The organism is Micromonospora sp. TSRI0369, assembly GCF_001905625.1.
Taxonomy (GTDB): Bacteria; Actinomycetota; Actinomycetes; order Mycobacteriales; family Micromonosporaceae; genus Micromonospora; species Micromonospora echinospora_A.
In genome coordinates, this window is record NZ_LIVU01000001.1 from 706285 (window position 1) to 727288 (window position 21004).

The window sequence follows — 21004 nt, forward strand, 5'->3', positions numbered from 1 at the left end:
GGTCAGCCGGTCAGTGCGGCGGCGACCTCGCGCAGCGGACGTCCGGACTCGGCGATCGGCACTGTGAACGACAGCCAGGAGCCGTCGGTGAAGGTGATCCGCAGCCGCTTCGGGTTGAGGCGGTGCCACCCGACCCGGGCCGAGGCGACCTCGGCGCGCGCGGCCGACCACGCCACCGACGTCTCGGCCAGCGCGCGTTCCTCGGCCTCGCGCCCGGCGAGAAGCTTGACCCCTCCGGTACGGCAGACCAGCAGCCGCCGGTCGGTGACCGCGAGCAGCGTCTCCCGGACCTGGAGGTCGGGCCGTGGTGGCCGGAGCGCGCGGTGCAGTCGGGAGGCGGCCGAGCCGGGCTCGCCACGGCCGGCGATCCCCCAGCCGATCAGGTCGACCAGCCGGTCACCGCGGTCCCAGGTGGCAAGCGGCAGGAGGACGTTCAGCAGCACCGAGCCGACGGTCCGCCGCCCAGGTTCGGCGGTGGACTCCGGCTCGGGCGGCGGCGCCGGAGCGAGCCCCTGGCCGACGTCGGCCTTGGCGTGGGCCAGCACGCGCTCGCCCGGCTCGACGAGCCGGTCGATCGGATCGCGGTATCTGGTCTCGTCCATCGGCTCAGTATCGGCCGTCGCCGTAGCCGTCGTCGGTACGGCGCTCCGCCGCCGGGGCGTTGCCCATCACCTCGCCGACGATCTCGCGTACCCGGGCGGCGGCGGCCTCCTGCGCCCGGTTCGCCGCGGCGGTGATCTCCTCGGCCAGCGTGTAGGAGTCGAACCGCATGGCCCGCGCGTTGATCTCTGTGGAGAGGATCTTGCCGTCGGCGGCGGCCACCACGGTGACCAGGCCCGAGTCGCTCACGCCCGTGGCGTTGCTCTGCTCCAGCTCGGCCATCCGCGCGCCGAGTTCGCGCTGCCACCCGTCCAGGTTGCGGGCCAGCGCCTCGATCCGGTCCAGGGCCGGGAACGTCATGGGTGCCTCTCAGTTCACGATCGAGTCGAACACGTTCTGCACGCCCTTGGTGTACGGGCCGAGGTCCTCGCGGTACGTGCCGTCCACCAGGTAGTTGCGGTCCTTGCGCCCGTCGGAGATGTCGTGCAGGCCCATGCCGGTGTCCAGCAGGGCGCCGCCGACACCGGGGATGTTCACCGGTGACGTCTGGTTGATGGCGAACTTGCCCGGGAACAGGATGGCGGCGCGTTTGGCCTTGAACAGCACCGCCTCCCTGGTGTAGCCGGCCTTCTTGAACACGCCGTACGCCTTCTTGGCCTCGCGGAGCTCCAGCACCACCCTGCGGTAGCGCATGAGCAGCTCGGCGACCTTCTGCAGCTTGGTGGCCAGCTTGGTGAGGATCTCCGCGAACCGGGCGACGATCTTGACCATGCGACCCACCACGGTGGCCAGCCGGGCCAGCACCCGCACCACTGTGGCGGCCAGGCTGACGCCGGCGCTGAGCACGGCCGCCACCGCGGCGATGATGACCTCGGTCAGGAACCAGAGCAGGAACTCCAGGATCAGCTCGACCAGCAGGTTGAACGCGTCGACAGCGGCGTTCGCGGCGTCGACGAGCACCTCCTTGGTGCCGTCCAGCCCCTTGGCCAGCTCCTCCATCGCCTCCTCGATCGACTCCATCGAGGCGTGGAACTTGTCCGCCGCGTCGCCCTCCCAGCCGCCGCGCAGCCGGGCCCGGTCGGCGACCTGGTCGCCGGCGATCTGCCGGACCGCGTCGCCGGTGGTCAGCGCGAGCTGGGCCGCCCGCATGAGATCGTCCGGCTCGCCGGCGACCAGTTCCAGCAGCTGCTCGAACGGCCACAGCACGGCGTTGGACAGCGGCTTGAACGGGTCGGGCGTGCCCGACACGATCTGTTCGAAGTAGGTCTTGTTGCGCTGCAGCGCCTCGGTGCTCATCCCGCCCCCTCAGGCGCCCGGATTGAACATGTCGGTGTTCGCCACGTCCGTGCCGGTGTAGGCCTCGGCCGTGTCGCGGAGCCCTTCGGCGATCGTCGCCATCACCTCGGCGCCGTCCTCCAGCCCTTCCAGGCACGCCTCGAACTGCTGCTCGTAGGCGGCGGCGAGGCTGAACGACGCCGGCATCACGCCGAACGCGTGCCGGGCCACGTGGCCGTCGCGGAACAGGCGGTGCAGCTCACGGAACTGGCCAGCCCGGTCCCGGGAGGCGGCGGCAAACGCCGTCAACGCCTCCGGCTGCACCTCGAGATTCCTGCTCGGACTGGTCACGGACCCTCCCCAGTGTCCGGTCGGAACTTCCACCGTCCTCGACGGCGCCACCAGCCTAGGGGATGTGCGCAGTTCCACAGGGGGCGGCGACGTTTGCCCCGGCACGGTAGACAGGGAAGGCACGTGCACCCCTTCCGCCGCCCGAGGAGCCCCGGATGATCCTGGCCCGCGCCGAACAGGTCAGCCGCCGCTACGGCGACGTGCTGGCCCTGGACCGGGTCGACCTGACCGTCCGGGCCGGTGAGCTGGTCGGCCTGCTCGGCCCGAACGGCGCCGGCAAGAGCACGCTGATCAACCTGCTGGTCGGACTGCGCCGCCCGACCACCGGCCGGGTCGAGCTGTGCGGCGGCGACCCGCGCGACCCGGCGAGCCGGCGGCAGCTCGGCGTCACGCCGCAGGAGACCGGCCTGCCCGGCACGCTGCGGGTCGGCGAGGTGGTCGACTTCGTCTCCGCGCACTTCCCCGACCCGGTGCCCCGGGGCGAGCTGCTCGACCGGTTCGGTCTCGCCGACCAGGTACGCCGGCAGACCGGCGGCCTCTCCGGTGGGCAACGTCGCCGGCTCGCGGTGGCGCTGGCGTTCGTCGGCCGTCCCCGGCTGGTGGTGCTGGACGAGCCGACCACCGGGCTCGACGTGGAGGCGCGGCACGCGCTCTGGGACGCGATCCGCGGTTTCCACACCGACGGCGGCACAGTGCTGCTGAGCAGCCACTACCTGGAAGAGGTGGAGGCGCTCGCGCAGCGGGTGGTGGTGATCGGCCACGGGCGGGTGCTGGCCGACGACTCGGTGGCGGCGATCCGCGGGATCGTCGGCGTACGCCGGGTCAGCCTGGTCGCCGACGACCTGCCGACGCTGCCCGGGGTGGTCGCCACCGAACGCTCCGACGGGCGGGTGCACCTGCTCACCACCGACGCCGACCAGCTCGTCCGTGACCTGGTCACCGCCGGGGTGGCGTTCCGCGACCTGGAGGTCCGGCCCACCTCGCTGGAGGAGGCGTTCCTCGCCATCACGGCCGGCGACCGGCCCGCGCCCACCCCCGCCTAGGAGACCGTCGTGCCGCTCGCCCTCGTCCACGCCCGCTACCACCTCCTGGAGATCATCCGGGTGCCGGTGGCGGTGGTGGGCAGCGCCTTCTTCCCCGCCGCCTCGATGCTCTTCTTCGTGGTGCCGTTCGCCGGCGACGACCCGGCCGGCGCCACCTACGCCACCGCCGCCATGGTCACGTTCGCGGTGATGACCGCCAACATCTTCCAGTACGGCGTGGGCGTCGCCGAGGACCGCGACCAGCCCTGGAACCCGTACACCCGGACGCTGCCGACCGGGCCGGCGCCGCGGTTGACCGGGCGGATCCTGGCCGGGCTGGTGCTGACCTACGTGTCGATGATCCCGGTGGTGGTGATCGCGGCGGTGGCCACCGAGGCCCGGGTCAGCGCGCTGCAGTTCCTGCTCGGGCTCGGCGCGGTCGCCGTGATCTCGGTGCCGTTCACGCTGCTCGGCCTGACGATCGGCTACGCGCTGCCGAGCAAGGCGGCGATCGTGGTGGCGCAGGTGATCTTCTTCCCGCTGGCGTTCGGCGGCGGCCTGCTCTCCGGGCCGGACGACGCGCCCGGCTTCATCAAGGCGATCGCCCCCTACCTGCCGACCCGGGGCGCCGTGGAACTGATCTGGGCGGCCGCCACGGACTTCCGGCCCGGCGCCCTGTCGCTGGTGATGCTGGGAGTCTGGGTGCTGGTGCTCGCCGCGGCCGCCGGCTGGGCGTACCGGCGGGACGAGGGTCGCCGCTTCACCTGACCTTTTGTCCGGTTCCGGCCCGGCGGCCGACCCGGCGGTGCCACGATGCCGACAGGGCGGGCCAGCGGGACCGTCCCCGGCGAGAGGGGTCACCGTGAACGGCGTCGAGCCCGGCACGCCCTGCTGGACCGACCTGGCCACGCCGGGGCTGGAGGACGCGCGACAGTTCTACCCCGAGCTGTTCGGCTGGACCGGACGGATCTCCCCCGAGCCGGACGCGGGCGGTTACACCGTCTTCCAGAAGGACGGCAAGGCCGTCGCCGGGGCCGGTCCGCCCGCCACGCCGGACCAGGTGCCGGTCTGGTCGATGTACGTGGCGACCGACGACGCCGACCTGGTCGCGACCCGGGTGGAGGCGGCCGGCGGGCAGGTGGTGGTCTCCCCGTTCGACGTCTCCACACAGGGCCGGATGGCGGTCCTCGCCGACCCGGCGGGCGCCGTGTTCAGCGTCTGGCAGCCGATGGCGATGCGCGGGGCCGAACTGTTCAACGCACCCGGCGCGATGTGCTGGAACGAACTGGTCACCCCCGATCCGGAGAGCGCCAAGGAGTTCTACGCGCTGGTCTTCGGCTGGCACCCGGAGGAGCGTCCCGCCGGGCCGGTGCCGTACACCGGGTGGCGCTGCGGCGCCCGCATCGTCGCCGGCATGGTGCCCCGGGCCGAGTCGATGCCGGAGGACCTGCCCGCGTACTGGGCCGTCTACTTCGCGGTGGAGGACGCCGACGCCGCCGCCGCGCGGGCCGCCGAGCTGGGCGGCACCATCCTCGTCCCGCCGCGCGACAACCCGGCCGGCCGCAGCGCCGCCCTGCGCGACCCGTCCGGCGCCCTCTTCTCCATCTCCACCCTCCGCTGACCCCGCCCTCCGCACCCTCCCGCCCCGCCCCCGCGCCTCCCCATCCCGTCGATCTTGCAGTTGCGGCCCTCGCGACGTCACATACGCACCTTTCGCCGGGGCCGAAAGCCCAAGATCGAGGGGGAGAAATGGGAGGCCTTGGAGATCTTGGTACGGGACCGCCCCCAGGAGGGCCGATTCGTACCAAGATCTGCGCACCGTCCCGTAAGGCGGAACACCGACCCGGGGATTGAGACGGCGAACGCCGGGGCGGGCAGGGCCGCCCACCCCGTCGATCTTGCGGTTACGGCCCTCGTGGCGTGACATCCGCACCTTTTGTCGGGGCCGAAAGTCCAAGATCGGCGGCGCGAGGCGGAGCGGGCGAGGGCGGGGCGAGGGCGGGGGCGGGGGCGGGGTCAGGTTGGGCGGACGGGGACCACCAAGGGGCCGTGGTCGCCGGGGATCACCCGGATGTGGGCTCGGTAGTGGCGGGCCAGCAGGTCCTCGGTCAGCACGTCCTCGGGCGGGCCAGCCGCGGCCACCCGGCCGTCGGCGAGCAGGACCAGGCGGTCGGCGTACTCGCCGGCGATGGAGAGGTCGTGCATGGTGGCCAGCACGGTCAGGCCGTGCGCGCGGCGGAGCTGGTCGACCAGTTCCAGCACCTCCTGCTGGTGCCCGATGTCCAGCGCGCTCGTCGGCTCGTCCAGCAGCAGCAGGGTGGCGCCCTGGGCCAGCGCCCGGGCCAGGAAGACGCGCTGCCGCTCGCCGCCGGAGAGCGTGGCCAGCTCACGGTGCGCGAACGGCCCGAGGTCGAGCCGGTCCAGCACCTCGTGCACGGCGGCCAGGTCGGCGGCGGACTCGCGGCCCAGCGCCGGGATGTACGGGGTGCGCCCGAGCAGCGTGTAGTCGAAGACCGACATGCCGGCCGGCACCACCGGGGACTGTGCCACGGTGGCCACCACCCGGGCTCGTTCGCGGCGGCGGAGCGCGCCGATCGGCGTACCGAAGAGTGCGACCTCGCCCGGGCCGGTCAGCAGGCCGCCGACGGCGCGCAACAGGGTCGACTTGCCGGCGCCGTTGGGGCCGATGACGGTGACCCACTCACCGGCGGCGACCGTCAGGTCGACGCCGGCGAGGATCGGGTTGCCACCGAGGGCGACCCGCAGGTCGTGGACGCGCACGGCGGGGGCGTTCACATCGCCACCCGGCGGGCGGTACGCAGGACGAGGACGAAGAACGGGCCGCCGAGCAGCGCGGTGACCACGCCGATCGGGATCTCGGCGGGGGCGGCGGCGGTACGGGCGACCACGTCGGTGAGCGCGAGGAACGCGCCGCCGAACAGCATCGACAGCGGCAGGATGATCCGGTGGCTGGAACCGAAGAGCAGCCGCATGGTGTGCGGCACGATGATGCCGACGAAGCCGATCAGCCCGGACGCGGAGACCGCGGCGGCGGTACCGAGCGACGCGGCGGCGATCAGCAGGTAGCGGGACCGCTGCGGGTGCAGTCCCAGGCCGGTGGCCTCGTCGTCGCCGACGGAGAGCACGTCCAGCTCGCGCCGGTGCAGCAGCACCACAACGGCGGTGAGCACGAAGTACGGCAGGACCAGCCACACGTCGTGCCAGCCGGCGGTGGCGAGCCGCCCGAGCAGCCAGGAGTAGACCTGCTGGATGTTGTCGGAGTGCTGTTGCAGCAGGTACGTCTGCCCGGCGCCGAAGAACGCCGAGACCGCCACCCCGGCCAGGATCAGGGTGGCCGGTGACCGGTCCCGCCCGCCGGCCGCGCCGAGCAGGTACGTCAGCACGACCGCGCCGAGCGAGCCGACGAACGCGGCGAGCGGGATGGTGATCGGCAGCCCGGTCAGCGCCCCGCCGGCCCCGGCGCCGAGCACGATCGCCGTGGTGACCGCGAAACCGGCGCCGGCTGCTACGCCGAGCAGGTACGGGTCGGCCAGCGGGTTGCGGAAGACGCCCTGGTAGCAGCCGCCGGCCAGGGCGAGGAGCGCGCCGACGAGGAGCCCGAGCACGACCCGGGGCAGCCGCAGCTCGGTGATGATCGCGATCTCCCGCTCGGTGAGCCCGCTGTCCAGGCGTACCCCGGGTAGCAGGTTGAGCAGTTCGGCGGCGACGCTGCCGGGCGGCAGGCTGACCGGGCCGAGCGAGACGCCGGCCACCAGCGCGACGAGCACCGCCACGACTCCGGCGAGCAGCCAGCGCTTGCGCAGTCCGGCCGGCCGGACCGGGGCGCCGCCCGCGCCGGGCGCCCCGCGCCGCCCGGGGCGGGACAGCGGCCGGATGCCCGGCCGGGACGCCCGAGGCGTTCCGGCCGGGTTCGGGGCGGAGTCCGCCTGTCGTAGGGCCACGGTCAGGCCGGGACCTTGGCGGTGGCGTCGACGATGACCTTCAGCAGGTCGACCACGCGCGGGCCCCAGCGCGAGGCGATGTCGTCGTCCAGCCCCACGATCTGGTTGTTCTTCACCGCGTTGATGCCGGCCCACCCGCTGCGCGCCTTCACCGTGTCGGCGCTCTGCTTGCAGCACTTGGTGTCGGACAGGAAGACGAAGTCGGGGTTCGCCTTGACGATGATCTCCTGGGAGAGCTGCGGGTAGCCGCCGTTCTTCCCGTCGGCGTCGGACGGGTCGGCGATGTTCTCCAGCCCGGCGAGCGCGTAGATGGTGCCGATGAAGGTCTTGCTGGTCGCGGTGTACAGCTCCGGGCCCAGCTCGTGGAAGTAGGTCAGCTTCTCGGTGCGCTTGGGCAGGTCCTTGGTCAGCGCGGTGATGTCGTCCTTCATCTTCTGCACCACGGCCTCGGCCTCGGACCGGTGGCCGGTGAGTGTGCCCAGGTCGGTGAGCTGCCGGTACGTGTCGTCGAGCGTGGCCGCGGCGGGGATCTGCAGGACCGGGATCTTCAGCGCGACGAGCTGGTCGGCGATCTTGTTGAGGTTGTCCGAGATCACCACCAGGTCGGGGTTGCGGGAGGCGACCGCCTCGGCGTTCGGCTGGTAGCCGGACAGGTCGGTGCGGGGTGCCTCGGCCGGGTAGTTCGACTGGTCGTCGACGGCGGTGACCTGCTTGCCGGCGCCGATGGCGAAGAGCATCTCGGTCGAGGTCGGCGAGAGCGAGACGATCTTCTCGGGCCGTTTCTCCAGCGTCAGCTTGCCGACGGTGGCCGGGAAGGCACCGCCGGAGGCGCCGGCGGCGGGGGTGTCGGTCGAGGTCTTCTCGGCGCAGCCGCCGAGGAGCAGCACGCCGGCCGCGAGCGCGGTGGCGAAGAGCCGGGGGGTACGTCTGGACATGAAGCCTCCTGTCGGTCGAGGAGTGTGGTGCTTCGCCGACAGGAGAAAAGGCCCGCCCGCGAGGCGCCCTTCCTCGAGAGCGCGTGTCGCGACCGGGCCGCAGGCGACCTGGCTCGTCCCACGTCCGTCGGCGCCGGCGGGAGGCCGACGCCGCGCGTACGGGGCATCACAGTTGCGGGACAGCGCCGGTTTCGCACCGGCTTCGCTGTGGCACGGTCGGTGCCACGGTAGCGCACGACCAGCGGAGATCGTCCGGACGGTGGGGGTGGGTGGGAACCCCGGCGGGGGTGGAACCGGGGTTCCCACCCGGTGGTGAGGTCAGCAGTACTGGCTCTGCTTCCCGATCGCCCGGTACGGGCAGTCGGCGTACTCGGCCAGCAGCAGCACCGCGCTGCGGTTGCGCGAGGTCTGCGCCGGGATCACCTCGTCCGGCGGGTAGAAGCCGCCGCCCGAGGCCGAGCCGGGGTACATCTCGAAGGTGTACGCCCAGATCTTGTGGGCTCCCCACATCCAGTCGATGCTGGTGCCGTCGGCGATGTAGAGGTCGCTCGACTGTTCCGGGGTGTAGTTGTTCGTCGCCGCCATCTGCTGGCCGATGGTGGCGAAGGTGTTGTACTGGTCGGCGGTCATGCCGGTGGCGGTGTTGCTGTACGTGTAGCCGTACGGCCAGAGCACCAGCTGCGAGTACGTGTGGAAGTCGATGTTGGCCTTGATCTGCTGCACCCCGCCGACGACCCGGCTGTTGACGAAGTTGCGCAGCGCCGCGGTCTCCGGCGCGGAGAACGCGGACGGGCCCCGGTAGGTGTCCGACGACTTCGAGCTGGACGAGCCGCCGCAGCAGCCCCACTGGTAGCCCCAGTTGCGGTTCAGGTCGGTGCCGATGGCGGTCGAGCCGCTGTTGGGCTGCCGGTTCTTGCGCCAGGAGCGGTAGGAGCCGGTGGCGATGTCGTACTCGCTGCCGTCCGGGTTGACGGTGGGGACGATCCAGATCTCCCGGGAGTTGACGATGTTCGTGATCCGGGAGTCGCTGCCGTAGTTGTCGGTGAAGAGGTTGAGCAGGTAGATCGCCATCTCGACGGTCAGGTGCTCGCGGGCGTGCTGCTGGGCGTTGAACAGGATTTCCGGCTCCGCCTCGTCGGTGGCGACGTTGTCGGAGATCTTCACGGCCATCAGGTCCCGGCCCTGGTACGACGTGCCGATGCTCAGCTTGCGGGCGATCGTCGGGTGGTCGGCGACCACCTTGTTCACCACAGTGGTCAGTTCGGCGTAGTCGTGGTAGTTCGAGTCGGCGGACGGGAACGCGTTCGCGGTCATGTCCCCGTCGGCGTGGTTGTGCTCCGGCACGACGTCCTTCTCGAGCCGGAACCCGAGCCGGGTGATCGCGTTCGCCTCGGCCTTGGTGGCCGTGACGTGCAACACACCGTGTTCGGAGTAGTCGATGGCGGCGCCGGTGCCGGCGACCGCGGTGCGGTCCGCGGCGGTGCGTGGGCCGAGCACCCGGTACGCGACGGTGGCCGGCTCGCCGGAGCCTTCCGGCGCGGGCCGGGCGACGGCGGGCGCGGCGGCCGCGCTGACGATGGTCAGGCCGATGGCGGCGGCGAGCGCCAGCCGGCGGCGGAACGGAGAGGTGCGGAAGGCCATGGACAACCTCCTGGGGGTACGGGAGAGCTCCCGTTGTCCGCACACTCCACCAGGAGACACATGGTCATATCAATATCTGTCTTTCTCTTTGGCCATCCCGACCTGATCGTCACTTCGGCAATGATTTTCCATGCCTGAACATCTGGCGAAACTTCCCGCCAGGCGCGACAGTGAACGGCAACGATGCCGTCTCCCCGTGGAGCTGCCATGTTCGGAAGACCCATGCGCGCGGCCGCCCTCGCCGGCCTCACCGCGCTCACCCTCCTCGGCACCACCGCACCGGCCCAGGCACAAGCCCCGCGGCCGGGCGTCACGCACGACGAACAGATCACGTTCCAGGAGTTTTCCCGCTTCCCCGACTGGCACAGCGGCTCCCACCAGGGCACCCGCGCCGTGCCGGGTCGTCACCCCGCGCTGACCATCGACCGCCCGGCGGGCACCACCGAGTTCACCGACGAGCACACCGGCACGACCCGCACCTGGGAGTACGCCACCTGGACCTCGCCCGAGCGGCGGATCGGGTTCGACGCCACCGAGCTTGTCGCGTCCTGGAACGCCGCCACCCCGGCCGGCACCTGGATCCAGGTCGAGCTACACGGCACGTACAACACCGGGGCGCAGACCCCGTGGTTCGTCATGGGCCGCTGGGCCTCCGGCGACCAGGACATCAAGCGGTCCACGCTGGACGGCCAGGGCGACCCCTGGTCGAGCATCTGGACCGACACGTTCTCGATCGACGACGCCGACGCCGGGGTGCTGCTGCGCTCGTACCAGCTGCGGCTGACGCTCTACCGCGCCCCCGGCCAGGCCGCCGCGCCGCAGGTCCGAATGCTCGGCGCGATGGCGTCGAACGTGCCCGACCGGTTCACCGTCACCCCGAGCCGGGGCGGCATCGCCTGGGGCACCGAGCTGGCCGTGCCGCGCTACTCGCAGAACGTCCACATCGGCGAGTACCCCGAGTACAACGGCGGCGGCGAGGCGTGGTGCTCCCCCACCTCGACGGAGATGGTGGTCGAGTACTGGGGCCGCAAGCCCTCGGCCGAGGACACCTCCTGGGTCGACCCCGCCTACCCCGACCCGACTGTCGACCACGCCGCCCGGATGACCTACGACTACGAGTACGACGGCGCCGGCAACTGGCCGTTCAACACCGCGTACGCGGCGAGCTTCCCCGGCCTGGAGGGCCGGGTCACCCGGCTGCACTCGCTGGACGAGGCGGAACGGTTCATCAAGGCCGGCATCCCGGTGGTGACCTCGCAGTCGTTCCTCGCCAGCGAACTCGACGGGGCCAACTACGGCACCGCCGGGCACCTGTTCGTGATCGTCGGCTTCACCGCCGAGGGCGACGTGATCGTCAACGACCCCGCGTCCTCCTCGAACGAGGCGGTGCGCAACGTCTACGAGCGGGAGCAGTTCGAGCAGATCTGGCTGCGCACCAAGCGCTACCGGGCGAACGGCACAGTGGCCTCCGGCTCCGGCGGCATCGCGTACCTGATCAAGCCGGTCGACCGGCCGTGGCCGGTCGTCCCGGGCTCGACCAACTGGTGAGCGGCTCGACCATCCGGTGAACCGCGAAGGGCCCGGCGCGACGTCGCGCGCCGGGCCCCCGCCGGTCCGCTCAGCTGTCGCGGCGTTCGCCGTCCGGCTCGGCCTGGTCCTCACCGGCGAGCGCGGAGCGCAGCCGTTCCTTCTCCACGCGACGCCGCTCCGCCGCCTCCGCCATCTCCCCGGCCATCTGGTCCCGCAGGCCCTTGAGCAGGAAGAACGACAGCGTGGCGGAGAAGATCAACGCCAGCATCAGCCGCAGGAACATGTTCATGTCGACGAACCAGAGGGCCGCCAGCACGACGACGAACAGCCCGATCCGGCCCAGCGTGTACTTGAGCGCCGCGCTCATTCCCGCATTCCCACTCTCTTCGCGCCTCAGCCCGTACGCCGGGCCAGCCAGTGCACGCCATGAAACCAGACGACCGCGTAGACCACGGTGAACACCGCCGCGGCCAACGCTCCCGTGAACAGCGCGGGCAGCCCCGAGGCCAGCCCGGCGGCCAGCAGCCCGGCGAGTACGCCGAGCGCGATGCCGACCAGCGCGGCCACCACCCGGGCGGCACCGAACTCCCAGGCCCGGAACTCGTCCCAGAACAACCAGAGCGGCAGGATCACCGCCAGCCAGCCGTTCGTGCCCCCGAAGCCGCTGTCGCCCACCATGGCGAACGCCCATTCGAAGACCAGCAACGCCAGCACCCCGATGACCAGGCCGGCGAGGCTCACGCCGAGCAGGTCGCCGAGGGTCAGGATGCGCCCCTCGGCGTCACGCCGGGGGAAGGCGCGCTGCTGTTCCTCGCCGCTCATCGCCAGGTCAGGCCCAGACCTGCTGCGGCTCGGACCGGCGCTCCGCCATCGACGGGGGCGCGTCGTACTCGCGCACGATCTCGTAGCGGGTGTTCCGCTCGACCGGGCGGAAACCCGCGTCCCAGATCATGTGCAGCAGGTCGTCGCGGTGCATGGTGTTCGGCGTGCCGTACGAGTCGGCGTCGTGGGTGATCTTGTATTCCACGACCGAGCCGTCCAGGTCGTCGACGCCGAAGTTCAGCGAGAGCTGCGCCACCGACAGGCCGTGCATGACCCAGAAGCACTTGACGTGCGGCACGTTGTCGAACAGCAGCCGGGAGACCGCGAACGTCTTCAGCGACTCGGCCGGCGAGGCCATCGTGGTCCGGGCCTGGATCCGGTTACGGATCTTGCCGTCCGCCGAGTCGACGAAGTCGTGCTGGTAGCGCAGCGGGATGAAGACCTGGAAGCCGCCGGTCTCGTCCTGCAGCTCGCGCAGCCGCAGCACGTGGTCGACCCGGTGCCGGGGCTCCTCGATGTGGCCGTAGAGCATGGTCGAGGGCGTCTTCATGCCCTTGGAGTGGGCCAGCCGGTGGATGCGCGACCAGTCCTCCCAGTGGCAGTTGTGGTCGACGATGTGCTGGCGGATCTCCCAGTCGAAGATCTCCGCGCCGCCGCCGGTCAGCGACTCCAGACCGGCGTCCATCAGCTCGTCGAGGATCGCGTCGGCGGTGAGCCCGCTGATCTTCTCGAACCACTGCACCTCGGTGGCGGTGAACGCCTTGAGGTTGACGTTCGGCAGCGCGGCCTTCAGCTCCCGCAGCACCTTCGGGTAGTAGCGCCAGGGCAGCGTCGGGTGCAGGCCGTTGACGATGTGCAGCTCGGTGAGCTGCTCGTCCTCCATCTCCTTGGCCTTCCGGACCGCCTCGTCGATGCGCATCGTGTACGCGTCCTTCTCGCCCGGCTTGCGCTGGAACGAGCAGTACGCGCACGACGCCGAGCAGACGTTCGTCAGGTTCAGGTGCCGGTTGACGTTGAACATCACCCGGTCGCCGTTGAGCTCGGTACGCCTGTGGTGGGCCAGCCGGCCCAGCCAGGTCAGGTCGTCGCTGTCGTAGAGGGCGATGCCGTCCTCGCGGGTCAGCCGCTCCCCGGCGTACACCTTCGCTTCGAGTTCGCGCTTGAGTCCGGCGTCCATCCGAAAGCCACGTCCTTCCCCCTGGGTTCCCGATCGAGCGTACGTCGCGGGTCCGACCTGCCGCCGACGTGGTCGAGCCAGTTCACCCGCCGTCACTCTCCGCACATCGACATCGCTGCGACGGTGAGGTAAGACAGGGTGGGGCGGAACACACACCAGTGCCGTCCTGTCCTGACACGCCCCACCTCGCGTGGCGGGCACCAGACCGGACGGGGAGCGGAATGTCCGACAGCACCAAGGCCCGACGGCGACGAGGCCGGCAGCCGGTGATCTCACCGGTTCTGCGCCCGGCCCTCTGGTCCGCGCTCCTCGGTGCGGTGGCGGCGGCGGCGCTCGCCACCCCGGCCTGGGCCGACCCGCTGCCCGACACCGTGCCCAGCACCGGCTCCCGACCCCAGGTCACCGGCCCCCTGCAACTGCCCGGCAGCGTCCCCGGCCTGCCCGGCACCGTCCCCGGCCTGCCCGGCACCGTTCCGGGCCTGCCCGGAGTCACCGTCCCGGGATTGCCGGGCGGCACCACCGGCGTCACCAACCCCGCCGACGGCCCGCTGATCGCGCAGATCAACCAGCTCGACGCCCAGGTCGGGCTGCTCGGCGAGGAAATGCTGCGGATCAAGGGCGAGCGGGACGCCGCACAGGCCGAGCTGACCCAGTCCGCCGCCCGGCTCAAGGAGGCCCAGGACGCGCTCACCCGGGCCCAGGAGAACGCCAAGAGCGCCGCCGCCGACGCGGTCAAGGCCGACGCGGCGCTGCCGCCCGGCGAGTTCGGCGCCAGCCTGCGTGACTTCGCCAACCTCCAGCGCATCACCCGGGGCGACAAGGCCGAGGGCGCCACCACGTCGGTGACCGGCGAACTCCTCCGCGCCACGAACGCCGAGCGGATCGCCCGGGAGGCGCACGAGTCGGCCCAGCGCCGGGCGACCGAGAAGGCCGCCGAGTTCACCCGCGCCGAGACCGACCTGCGCAAGCAGGAGACGACACTTGTCGCGCTGCGCAAGGAGAACGCCGCCAAGCTGCTCGAGATCGAGCGCCTGGCCGACGCCGCCGAGCAGCAGCTCGGCAGCTCGTACGTCGTCAACCAGAGCATCGACGGCTTGGCGGCGGACCCCAAGGCGCTCGCCGCGGTCCGCTACGCCCTCGCCCAGCTCGGCGACCCGTACCTCTGGGCCGCCGAGGGCCCGGACCGGTTCGACTGCTCCGGCCTGGTGCTCGCCTCCTACCGGGCGGCCGGCTACAAGGGCCTGCCGCGGGTCGCCAAGGACCAGTACTACGCCACCCGCTCCCGCACCGTCTCCCCGAACGCGCTGCTCCCGGGCGACCTGCTCTTCTTCGCCTCCAGCAGCAGCTGGACGAGCATCCACCACGTCGCCATGTACATCGGCAACGGCAAGATGGTGGAGGCGCCCCGGACCGGCGACGTCGTCAAGATCTCGGTGGTCCGCTGGTCCCGGCTCTACGCCGCGACCCGGGTGATCGGAGCCGTCGCCGCCCCGGCCACTCCGGCTCCCCCGCCGCCCGTGCCGACCACCCCGCCGACGTCGTCCCCGACGCCGAAGCCGACGCCCACCACGCCGAAGCCGACGCCGACGACCCCCAAGCCGACGCCGACCACCCCGAGGCCGACGACGCCCACGCCGGATCCGACGACGTCCAGCCCGACGCCCAGCACGCCGCCCAGCCCGTCCGAAGAGCCGGAGCCGGAGCCGAGCGACAGCGAGAGCTCCGCGCCGAGCACCAGCGCCGCCCCGAGCAGCAGCAGCGTCGCCCCATCGCGCAGCACGTCCGGCAGCGCCTCCGCCAGCCCGAGCAGCAGCGCCGACTGACCCAACCCGCACTCCGGCTGTGCTCCCGGGCCGGAATATGGCACGGTGAGATCCAGGCACTTTCGGCCGGCGCCACGGTCGGGGGCGAGCGTGGGTGCGGAGGGGCGAGATGGGCGAGCACGAGGTTCCGGCGGAGAAGGTCCACCCGGGACCGACGCCCGACGCCGCCGACAGCCCGGCAGCGTCCCGCCCCGGGCCGGTGGCCGTCGCGCGGGCACGTGTGACCGTCGCCGCTTCGGCCGTGCCGCCACCCGCCGGTGACGAGCCGCCGGCACCGCCGTCCAGCCCCACCACGTACCGCGCGGGCGCCCCGGCCGACGCCGCGCCGCCGCTGGACCGGCGTCTTCCCGGCGCGACAGTGCCCCCGTCGACCTGGTCCGCCTTCGCCGTGGCCGAACGCCCGGCGACGCCCGAGCCGGCCGCCACGCCGGAGGCCCCCGCCGCCACGAGCGCACCCTCCCCGGGCGGCCCGGCGGCCGGAATCCCGGCCCCCCGCGTCTCCGGTTCCGCCCGGGTGCCCGCGCCCGCTCCGGCGGCCCCCACCGACTCGCCTGCCCCGGCCGTTCCGCCTGCCGCGGCTGCCGCGACCGCTCCGCCTCTGGCTGGCGAGTCCACTCCGCCGGGCACGCCCGCGTCCCCGGGCGGCGAGACGCCGGTCGAGGATGCCGCAAGCGGGGATGCGGTCGCGACGGACGACCGGCCGGACCGCGACGCCGCGCCGGGCCGGTCGGAGAGCGCGGCCGGAAACACCTCCACCGGCTCACAGGGCGGCACCCCGGCAGCCGGGCCTGCCGACTCCGGCACCGCGTCCCCCGCCCCCGACGAGCAGCCCGCCGAGCCGGACGCGGCGCCGTCCGCGAAGCCCGCCGGGCTCGGTGCCACGCCGTCCGCGAAGCCCGCCGGGCTCGGTGCCACGCCGTCCGCGAAGCCCGCCGCGCCGGGCGGCGTGGGGCACGCCCGGGCCAGCGCCGCGGTACCCGGCCTGAGCCGGGTGTCCGCCGACGAGATCGCCGCCTCGGTGGTGTCCGCTCCCGCCGCCGCGACTGTCTACCGGGCGGGTCCGGTGAACCCGGAGCCGCCGGAGCCCGCCCAGCCGCCGGAGCCCGCGCAGCCCCCTGCCCCGCACGGTCCCGAGCCCGAGCCGGCGCCGACCCCGGTACCGGGACCGACCCCGCCGTCGCCCGCGCCGCCGGTGCCGGAGCCGGAGCCGCCGTTCCGGCCGACGCCACCCGTGCCCGCGCCGCCCGCACCGGCACCCACCCCACCGGGGCCGGTTCCGCCGGTGCCCGGGCCGCCGGTGCCGCCGCCCGGACCCGCGGTGCCCCCGCCGCCGCCCCCACCGGGTCCGATGCCCGCGCCCCCGTTCCCGCCGCCACCGGCGATGACCGCCGCGGCGAACCCGCTGCCCGCGCCGCTGTTCCCCGCGCCGCCGGCCACCGCGGGCCCGTCGTCGTTCGCGCCGCCGTCGGCCACTGTGAGCCCGCCGTCGTTCGCCACGCCGTCGGCCGGCTCGGCGGTGCCGCCGCCCGCGCCCACCACGCCCTTCCCGTCCGCGCCAGGCCCGCTGTCCGGGCCCGGCACTCCGGCGCGCTCCGCCGAGCCGCGTCCGGCGTGGGCGGCCGCGCCCGTGTCCGCCCCGCCGCCGCCCGCGGTGCCGGCGCCAGCGCTGCCGACCTGGCCGCCGCCGGCCACGCCGCCCCGCGACGCCGACGCGACCCGTCCGGTACGTCAGCAGCCCGGCAGCACGGACCTCGCCGGCACCACGTACGGCGGCGGGACGGACGGCCCGGGTTTCGCCACCGTGTCGTTCCCGCAGGGCAACCCGCTGGAGAACTCCGGATCGCTGACCGGGCACATCCTGGCTCAGGGCTGGTCCGAGGACAGCCCGGCCGCCCGGGGCGGCAACACCAAGGTGATCATCGTGCTGGCGGTCGCGCTGACCATGCTCATCGCGATCAGCCTGCTCGTGGTCTTCCTGGCCAACGACGCGCTCAGCGGCCTGACCGGGACGATGCTGATCGAGTGACAGGGGTGAGCCCGCCCACTACGGCATCGCGTTGCCCTGGCGGAGTCGGCGATGCGCCGTACACTTGTCTCTGATTACTGACCCGGCGCGCCCAGAGTGTGCGCCCATGGGCGATCTTGCTGGTGATTCGGCGGCGTGACAGGCCGCGGCGGGCCATCGCGAAGATGCGCCCCGCTCGAGAGGCATTTCTTGACCACGTTCGCTGAATCCAGCACGTCCCCGTCCGTCGACCCGAACTCCGACGCCGTCGACTTCGCGTCGCTCGGCCTGCCCCGGCAGCTCGTCGAGGCGCTCGCCCGGCAGGGCATCACCACCCCGTTCGAGATCCAGCGGGCCACCCTGCCCGACTCGCTCACGGGACGCGACGTACTCGGCCGGGGCCAGACCGGCTCCGGCAAGACGCTCGCCTTCGGCCTGCCGGTGATCGCCCGGCTCGCCGACCGCAACCGGGCCCGGCCGCTGCACCCCCGCGCCCTCGTCCTGGTCCCCACCCGCGAACTGGCCATGCAGGTCAACGACGCGCTGGTACCGCTCGGCAAGTCGGTGGGCGTGTTCCTGAAGACCGCTGTCGGCGGCGTGCCGTACGACCGGCAGATCGACGCGCTGCGCCGGGGCGTGGAGATCGTCGTGGCGACGCCGGGACGGCTCGGCGACCTGATCGAGCGCGGCGTCTGCCGGCTCGACGACGTCGAGATCACCGTTCTGGACGAGGCCGACCAGATGGCCGACATGGGCTTCCTGCCCGAGGTCACCAAGCTTCTGGCGAAGACCCCGGCGGACGCGCAGCGCCTGCTGTTCTCGGCCACTCTGGACAACGACGTCGACTCGCTCGTCAAGCGGTTCATGACCGACCCGGTCACCCACTCGACCGCACCGGCCACCGCCGCCGTGTCCACCATGGATCACCACATGCTGCTGATCCCGCCGCACGACAAGTTCGCGGTCGCGGCGTCCATCGCCGCCCGTGAGGGCCGCACCATGCTGTTCGCCCGTACGCAGCTCGGCGTGGACCGGCTGGTCGAGCAGCTCGCCGCCGTCGGTGTGCGGGCCGGTGGGCTGCACGGCGGCAAGACGCAGCGCATGCGCACCAAGACGCTCGCCGAGTTCCGCGAGGGCCGCACGCCCGTGCTGGTCGCGACCGACGTGGCGGCCCGGGGCATCCACGTCGACGGCGTCTCGCTGGTGCTGCACGTGGACCCGCCGAAGGACCCGAAGGACTACCTGCACCGGGCCGGCCGTACCGCACGGGCCGGCGAGTCGGGCGCGGTGGCGACCCTGGTGCTGCCCAAGCAGCGCCGCACCACACTGGCCATGATGGAGAAGGCGGGCGTCGAGCCGGCCGAGACCCGGGTCCGGGCGGGCGACGAGGCGCTGGCCGAGCTGACCGGCGCGCGCGAGCCCAGCGGCGTACCGGTGCGGGACGAGCCGGAGCCGCGACGCGGCGGCCCGCGCCGCTTCGGCGACCGCGACGGCCGGGGCTTCGACCGGGGCGGCCGGGGCGGCTTCTCCGACCGTGGCGAGCGCCGGTTCGGCGACCGTGACGGCCGGGGCGAGCGCCGCTACGGCGACCGGCCCGCAGGCGACCGGCCCGCGGACCGCGGCGGTGACCGCCGGTTCGGGCGGCCGGAGCGGCGCGACGACCGGAGCTTCGGCGACCGCGGCGAGCGCTTCGGCGAGCAGCGGTCCGACGACCGCAGCCAGCGCAGCGACCGCTTCGGCGGCCAGCGCGGCGACGACAGGCGTTTCGGCGAGCGCGCCGACCGTCCGTTCGGGGACCGGCACCGGCCGGCGACCGGGGGCGGGTACGACCGCGACGAGCGGCGGAACGACGACCGGCCCGGCGGTTCGCGCGGCTTCGGCGACCGTCGCCAGGAGGACCGCCCGCACGCCGAGCGGCGTTTCGGTGACCGGGGCGACGCGCGCCCGGCCGAGCGCCGGAGCGGCGGTTTCCGGGCCGAGGGGCGGGGCCGGGACGACCGGCGCGGCTTCGGCGGGCGCCCGCCGGCACGTACCCACTGATCTGAGCGCACCCCACGACGCCGCCGCCGAGCATCTGCTCGGCGGCGGCGTTCGCGCATCCGCTGCCGCTGGCCGCCCGGTCGCGTAACGTCCGGACCATGCCGAAGTCGCTCTTCTGGGCCCGGACCGACACCGCCGGCTGCGAGCACGTCGTGCTCGACGGCGGGCAGGGGCTGACCGCGCAGGGCGTGGCACTCGCCGTGGACCCGATCCCGTACACCTGCCGTTACCGCCTGGCGCTCGCGCCCGACTGGTCGACGAGCCGGCTGGAGGTCGAGGCCGAGGGCGCCGGCTGGTCGCGGAGCGTACGCCTGGAGCGGGGTCAGGACGGCTGGCGCGTGCGTACCGGCGAGGAGGGTGACCTGGACGCGGCGCTGAGCGCGGCCGGGTACCCACCGGCAGGGCTGCCGGGCACTGACGACCCGGGCCGGCTGGACGACGCGCTCGACATCGACCTGGGCGGGTCCCCGCTGACGAACACGCTGCCGATCCGGCGGATCGGGCTGGGGCGGCTGCCCGCCGACATGGCGACGGCGGTGACTGTGGCCTGGGTGCTGCTGCCCGGCCTGGCCGTGATCCCGGCCGAGCAGGTCTACACCTCGCTCGGCCCGGGCCGGGTCCGGTACGCCAGCGGCACGTTCACGGCCGACCTGGAAGTCGACCCGGAGGGTTTCGTGGTGCGCTATCCAGGGCTGGCCGAGCGGGTCGACCCGCGCTGACCGGCCCGCTCAGGCGGGCCAGGCGCCGTCGGTCAGGAACCGATTGATGGTGGCCAGGTGCGGGGCGAGGTCGAGGCCCTGCGCGGCCACCCACTCGTCGGAGTAGTAGGTGTCGCTGTACCGGTCGCCCGGGTCGCAGATCAGCGTGACCACCGAGCCGGTACGTCCGTCCGCCAGCATCTGGGCGATCAGCCCGAACGCGCCCCACAGGTTGGTGCCGGTGGAGCCGCCCACGCGGCGGCCGAGCACCGCCGAGCCGGCCCGCATCGCGGCGAGCGACGCGGCGTCCGGCACCTGGACCATCCGGTCCACCACGCCGGGCAGGAAGGACGCCTCGACGGTGGGCCGCCCGATGCCCTCGATCCGCGAGCCACGGTCGGTGCACACCGACCAGTCACCGGCCTGCCAGGCGGGGTAGAACGCGGAGTTCTCCGGGTCCACCACGCAGAGTTTGGTGGGCAGCCGGCGGTAGCGGGCGTAGCGGCCGATGGTGGCGCTGGTGCCGCCGGTGCCGGCGCCGACGACGATCCAGGCGGGCACCGGGTGGCGCTCCAGCGCGAGCTGGGCGTAGATCGACTCGGCGATGTTGTTGTTGCCCCGCCAGTCGGTGGCCCGCTCGGCGTACGTGAACTGGTCCATGAACCGGCCGCCGGTGTCCTCGGCGAGCCAGCGCGCCTCCACCACCACCTTCGCCGGGTCCTGGACGAGGTGGCAGCGCCCGCCCTGGAACTCGATCTGAGCGATCTTCTCCGGCGAGGTGGAGGCGGGCATGACCGCGATGAACGGCAGTCCGAGCATCCGGGCGAAGTACGCCTCGGAGACCGCCGTCGAGCCGGACGACGCCTCGACGATAGTGGTGTCCGGGCCGATCCAGCCGTTGCAGAGCCCGTAGAGGAACAGCGAGCGCGCCAGCCGGTGCTTGAGCGAACCGGTGGGGTGCACCGACTCGTCCTTGAGGTAGAGGTCGATCCCCCAGTCCCGGGGCAGCGGGAAGGGCAGCAGGTGGGTGTCGGCGGAGCGGTTGGCGTCCGCCTCGACAGCGGCGATCGCCTCGGTCACCCAGCGCCGGCTGGCCTCGTCGCACCGGTCGAGATGAGTCACG

19 protein-coding genes, 1 pseudogene and 1 riboswitch are annotated in these 21004 nt (G+C 73.1%); of the genes and pseudogenes, 8 read left to right on the forward strand and 12 right to left on the reverse strand.

Annotation, left to right across the window (positions count from 1 at the left end; translation table 11 throughout):
• Nucleotides 1–2: 2 nt before the first annotated feature.
• From AMK25_RS03450 to AMK25_RS03465, 4 genes are read right to left on the reverse strand one after another with little or no spacing between them, the layout of a single operon-like run.
• Nucleotides 3–602 (reverse strand): hypothetical protein, encoded by a 600-nt coding sequence (locus tag AMK25_RS03450; protein WP_073826389.1) that lies wholly within the window; start codon nt 600–602, stop codon nt 3–5.
• Between the two features lie 4 nt (nt 603–606).
• Nucleotides 607–960 (reverse strand): YbaB/EbfC family nucleoid-associated protein, encoded by a 354-nt coding sequence (locus AMK25_RS03455; protein ID WP_073826392.1) that lies wholly within the window; start codon nt 958–960, stop codon nt 607–609.
• Between the two features lie 9 nt (nt 961–969).
• Entirely contained in the window at nt 970–1896 is a 927-nt protein-coding gene (locus AMK25_RS03460) for a WXG100 family type VII secretion target (protein ID WP_073826395.1), read from the reverse strand.
• A gap of 9 nt (nt 1897–1905) precedes the next feature.
• Complete coding sequence (locus tag AMK25_RS03465; RefSeq protein ID WP_073826399.1) at nt 1906–2226, reverse strand: type VII secretion target; 321 nt, start codon at nt 2224–2226, stop codon at nt 1906–1908.
• Between the two features lie 155 nt (nt 2227–2381).
• Between AMK25_RS03465 and AMK25_RS03470 the strand changes: the two genes are divergently transcribed.
• The 3 genes from AMK25_RS03470 (at nt 2382) to AMK25_RS03480 (ending at nt 4869) form a co-directional block, all read left to right on the forward strand.
• Nucleotides 2382–3269, forward strand: coding sequence for an ABC transporter ATP-binding protein (locus AMK25_RS03470; RefSeq protein WP_073826403.1), 888 nt, complete (start codon nt 2382–2384; stop codon nt 3267–3269).
• 9 nt (nt 3270–3278) lie between these two features.
• On the forward strand, nt 3279–4016 hold the full coding sequence (locus tag AMK25_RS03475; protein ID WP_073826407.1) for an ABC transporter permease: 738 nt from the start codon (nt 3279–3281) through the stop codon (nt 4014–4016).
• 94 nt (nt 4017–4110) lie between these two features.
• Nucleotides 4111–4869, forward strand: coding sequence for a VOC family protein (locus AMK25_RS03480; protein WP_073826410.1), 759 nt, complete (start codon nt 4111–4113; stop codon nt 4867–4869).
• A gap of 395 nt (nt 4870–5264) precedes the next feature.
• Here the strand turns inward: AMK25_RS03480 and AMK25_RS03485 are convergent, their stop codons facing one another.
• The 4 genes and pseudogenes from AMK25_RS03485 to AMK25_RS03500 all read right to left on the reverse strand — a co-directional run.
• A complete protein-coding gene (locus AMK25_RS03485; protein ID WP_073826413.1) occupies nt 5265–6044 on the reverse strand; it encodes an ABC transporter ATP-binding protein in 780 nt (259 codons plus the stop codon).
• A complete protein-coding gene (locus AMK25_RS03490; protein WP_051611556.1) occupies nt 6041–7135 on the reverse strand; it encodes a FecCD family ABC transporter permease in 1095 nt (364 codons plus the stop codon). Before AMK25_RS03490 ends, AMK25_RS03485 begins: the two co-directional genes overlap by 4 nt.
• A 77-nt stretch (nt 7136–7212) precedes the next feature.
• Nucleotides 7213–8145 carry an ABC transporter substrate-binding protein gene (locus tag AMK25_RS03495; protein ID WP_073826416.1) on the reverse strand — a complete coding sequence of 311 codons (933 nt, stop codon included), beginning with the start codon at nt 8143–8145 and terminating at the stop codon, nt 7213–7215.
• Between the two features lie 107 nt (nt 8146–8252).
• Nucleotides 8253–8346, reverse strand: a riboswitch (cobalamin riboswitch).
• Nucleotides 8347–8466: 120 nt separating this feature from the next.
• Nucleotides 8467–9786: pseudogene (locus tag AMK25_RS03500) on the reverse strand (M14 family metallopeptidase); the annotation flags it as partial.
• Nucleotides 9787–9993: 207 nt separating this feature from the next.
• Here AMK25_RS03500 and AMK25_RS03505 point away from each other — a divergent pair.
• On the forward strand, nt 9994–11334 hold the full coding sequence (locus AMK25_RS03505; protein ID WP_073826422.1) for a C39 family peptidase: 1341 nt from the start codon (nt 9994–9996) through the stop codon (nt 11332–11334).
• Between the two features lie 70 nt (nt 11335–11404).
• On the opposite strand, the gene AMK25_RS03510 is transcribed toward AMK25_RS03505, so the two are convergent.
• Genes AMK25_RS03510 through mqnE form a run of 3 tightly spaced genes read right to left on the reverse strand, consistent with a single transcriptional unit; the run spans nt 11405 to nt 13315 of the window.
• On the reverse strand, nt 11405–11683 hold the full coding sequence (locus AMK25_RS03510) for a DUF4229 domain-containing protein (RefSeq protein ID WP_073826424.1): 279 nt from the start codon (nt 11681–11683) through the stop codon (nt 11405–11407).
• A 26-nt stretch (nt 11684–11709) separates the two neighbouring features.
• Nucleotides 11710–12138: a hypothetical protein gene (locus AMK25_RS03515; RefSeq protein WP_073826427.1), complete on the reverse strand. Its 429-nt coding sequence runs from the start codon at nt 12136–12138 to the stop codon at nt 11710–11712.
• Nucleotides 12139–12145: 7 nt separating this feature from the next.
• Entirely contained in the window at nt 12146–13315 is a 1170-nt protein-coding gene (gene mqnE / locus AMK25_RS03520; RefSeq protein ID WP_073826430.1) for an aminofutalosine synthase MqnE, read from the reverse strand.
• A gap of 221 nt (nt 13316–13536) precedes the next feature.
• On the opposite strand from mqnE, the gene AMK25_RS03525 reads away from it, so the two are divergent.
• From AMK25_RS03525 to AMK25_RS03540, 4 genes are all read left to right on the forward strand, one after another.
• Nucleotides 13537–15138 carry a C40 family peptidase gene (locus AMK25_RS03525; RefSeq protein WP_073826433.1) on the forward strand — a complete coding sequence of 534 codons (1602 nt, stop codon included), beginning with the start codon at nt 13537–13539 and terminating at the stop codon, nt 15136–15138.
• A gap of 109 nt (nt 15139–15247) precedes the next feature.
• Nucleotides 15248–17164 carry a hypothetical protein gene (locus AMK25_RS03530; protein ID WP_073826437.1) on the forward strand — a complete coding sequence of 639 codons (1917 nt, stop codon included), beginning with the start codon at nt 15248–15250 and terminating at the stop codon, nt 17162–17164.
• 189 nt (nt 17165–17353) lie between these two features.
• Nucleotides 17354–19183, forward strand: a complete 1830-nt coding sequence (locus AMK25_RS03535) for a DEAD/DEAH box helicase (protein WP_073826441.1) — start codon at nt 17354–17356, stop codon at nt 19181–19183.
• A gap of 98 nt (nt 19184–19281) precedes the next feature.
• Entirely contained in the window at nt 19282–19902 is a 621-nt protein-coding gene (locus AMK25_RS03540) for a putative glycolipid-binding domain-containing protein (protein WP_073826445.1), read from the forward strand.
• Between the two features lie 9 nt (nt 19903–19911).
• Here the strand turns inward: AMK25_RS03540 and AMK25_RS03545 are convergent, their stop codons facing one another.
• The gene (locus AMK25_RS03545) at nt 19912–21003 is read right to left on the reverse strand and encodes a PLP-dependent cysteine synthase family protein (RefSeq protein WP_073826448.1); all 1092 of its coding nucleotides are present in this window, start codon (nt 21001–21003) and stop codon (nt 19912–19914) included.
• Nucleotide 21004 lies beyond the last annotated feature (1 nt).

Coding starts and splice junctions, on each gene's coding strand:
- AMK25_RS03470 (WP_073826403.1), top strand. CDS start 2,382: ATGATCCTGGCCCGCGCCGAACAGGTCAGCCGCCGCTACGGCGACGTG.
- AMK25_RS03450 (WP_073826389.1), bottom strand. CDS start 602: ATGGACGAGACCAGATACCGCGATCCGATCGACCGGCTCGTCGAGCCG.
- AMK25_RS03495 (WP_073826416.1), bottom strand. CDS start 8,145: ATGTCCAGACGTACCCCCCGGCTCTTCGCCACCGCGCTCGCGGCCGGC.
- AMK25_RS03540 (WP_073826445.1), top strand. CDS start 19,282: ATGCCGAAGTCGCTCTTCTGGGCCCGGACCGACACCGCCGGCTGCGAG.
- AMK25_RS03510 (WP_073826424.1), bottom strand. CDS start 11,683: ATGAGCGCGGCGCTCAAGTACACGCTGGGCCGGATCGGGCTGTTCGTC.
- mqnE (WP_073826430.1), bottom strand. CDS start 13,315: ATGGACGCCGGACTCAAGCGCGAACTCGAAGCGAAGGTGTACGCCGGG.
- AMK25_RS03460 (WP_073826395.1), bottom strand. CDS start 1,896: ATGAGCACCGAGGCGCTGCAGCGCAACAAGACCTACTTCGAACAGATC.
- AMK25_RS03505 (WP_073826422.1), top strand. CDS start 9,994: ATGTTCGGAAGACCCATGCGCGCGGCCGCCCTCGCCGGCCTCACCGCG.
- AMK25_RS03530 (WP_073826437.1), top strand. CDS start 15,248: ATGGGCGAGCACGAGGTTCCGGCGGAGAAGGTCCACCCGGGACCGACG.
- AMK25_RS03515 (WP_073826427.1), bottom strand. CDS start 12,138: ATGAGCGGCGAGGAACAGCAGCGCGCCTTCCCCCGGCGTGACGCCGAG.
- AMK25_RS03455 (WP_073826392.1), bottom strand. CDS start 960: ATGACGTTCCCGGCCCTGGACCGGATCGAGGCGCTGGCCCGCAACCTG.
- AMK25_RS03525 (WP_073826433.1), top strand. CDS start 13,537: ATGTCCGACAGCACCAAGGCCCGACGGCGACGAGGCCGGCAGCCGGTG.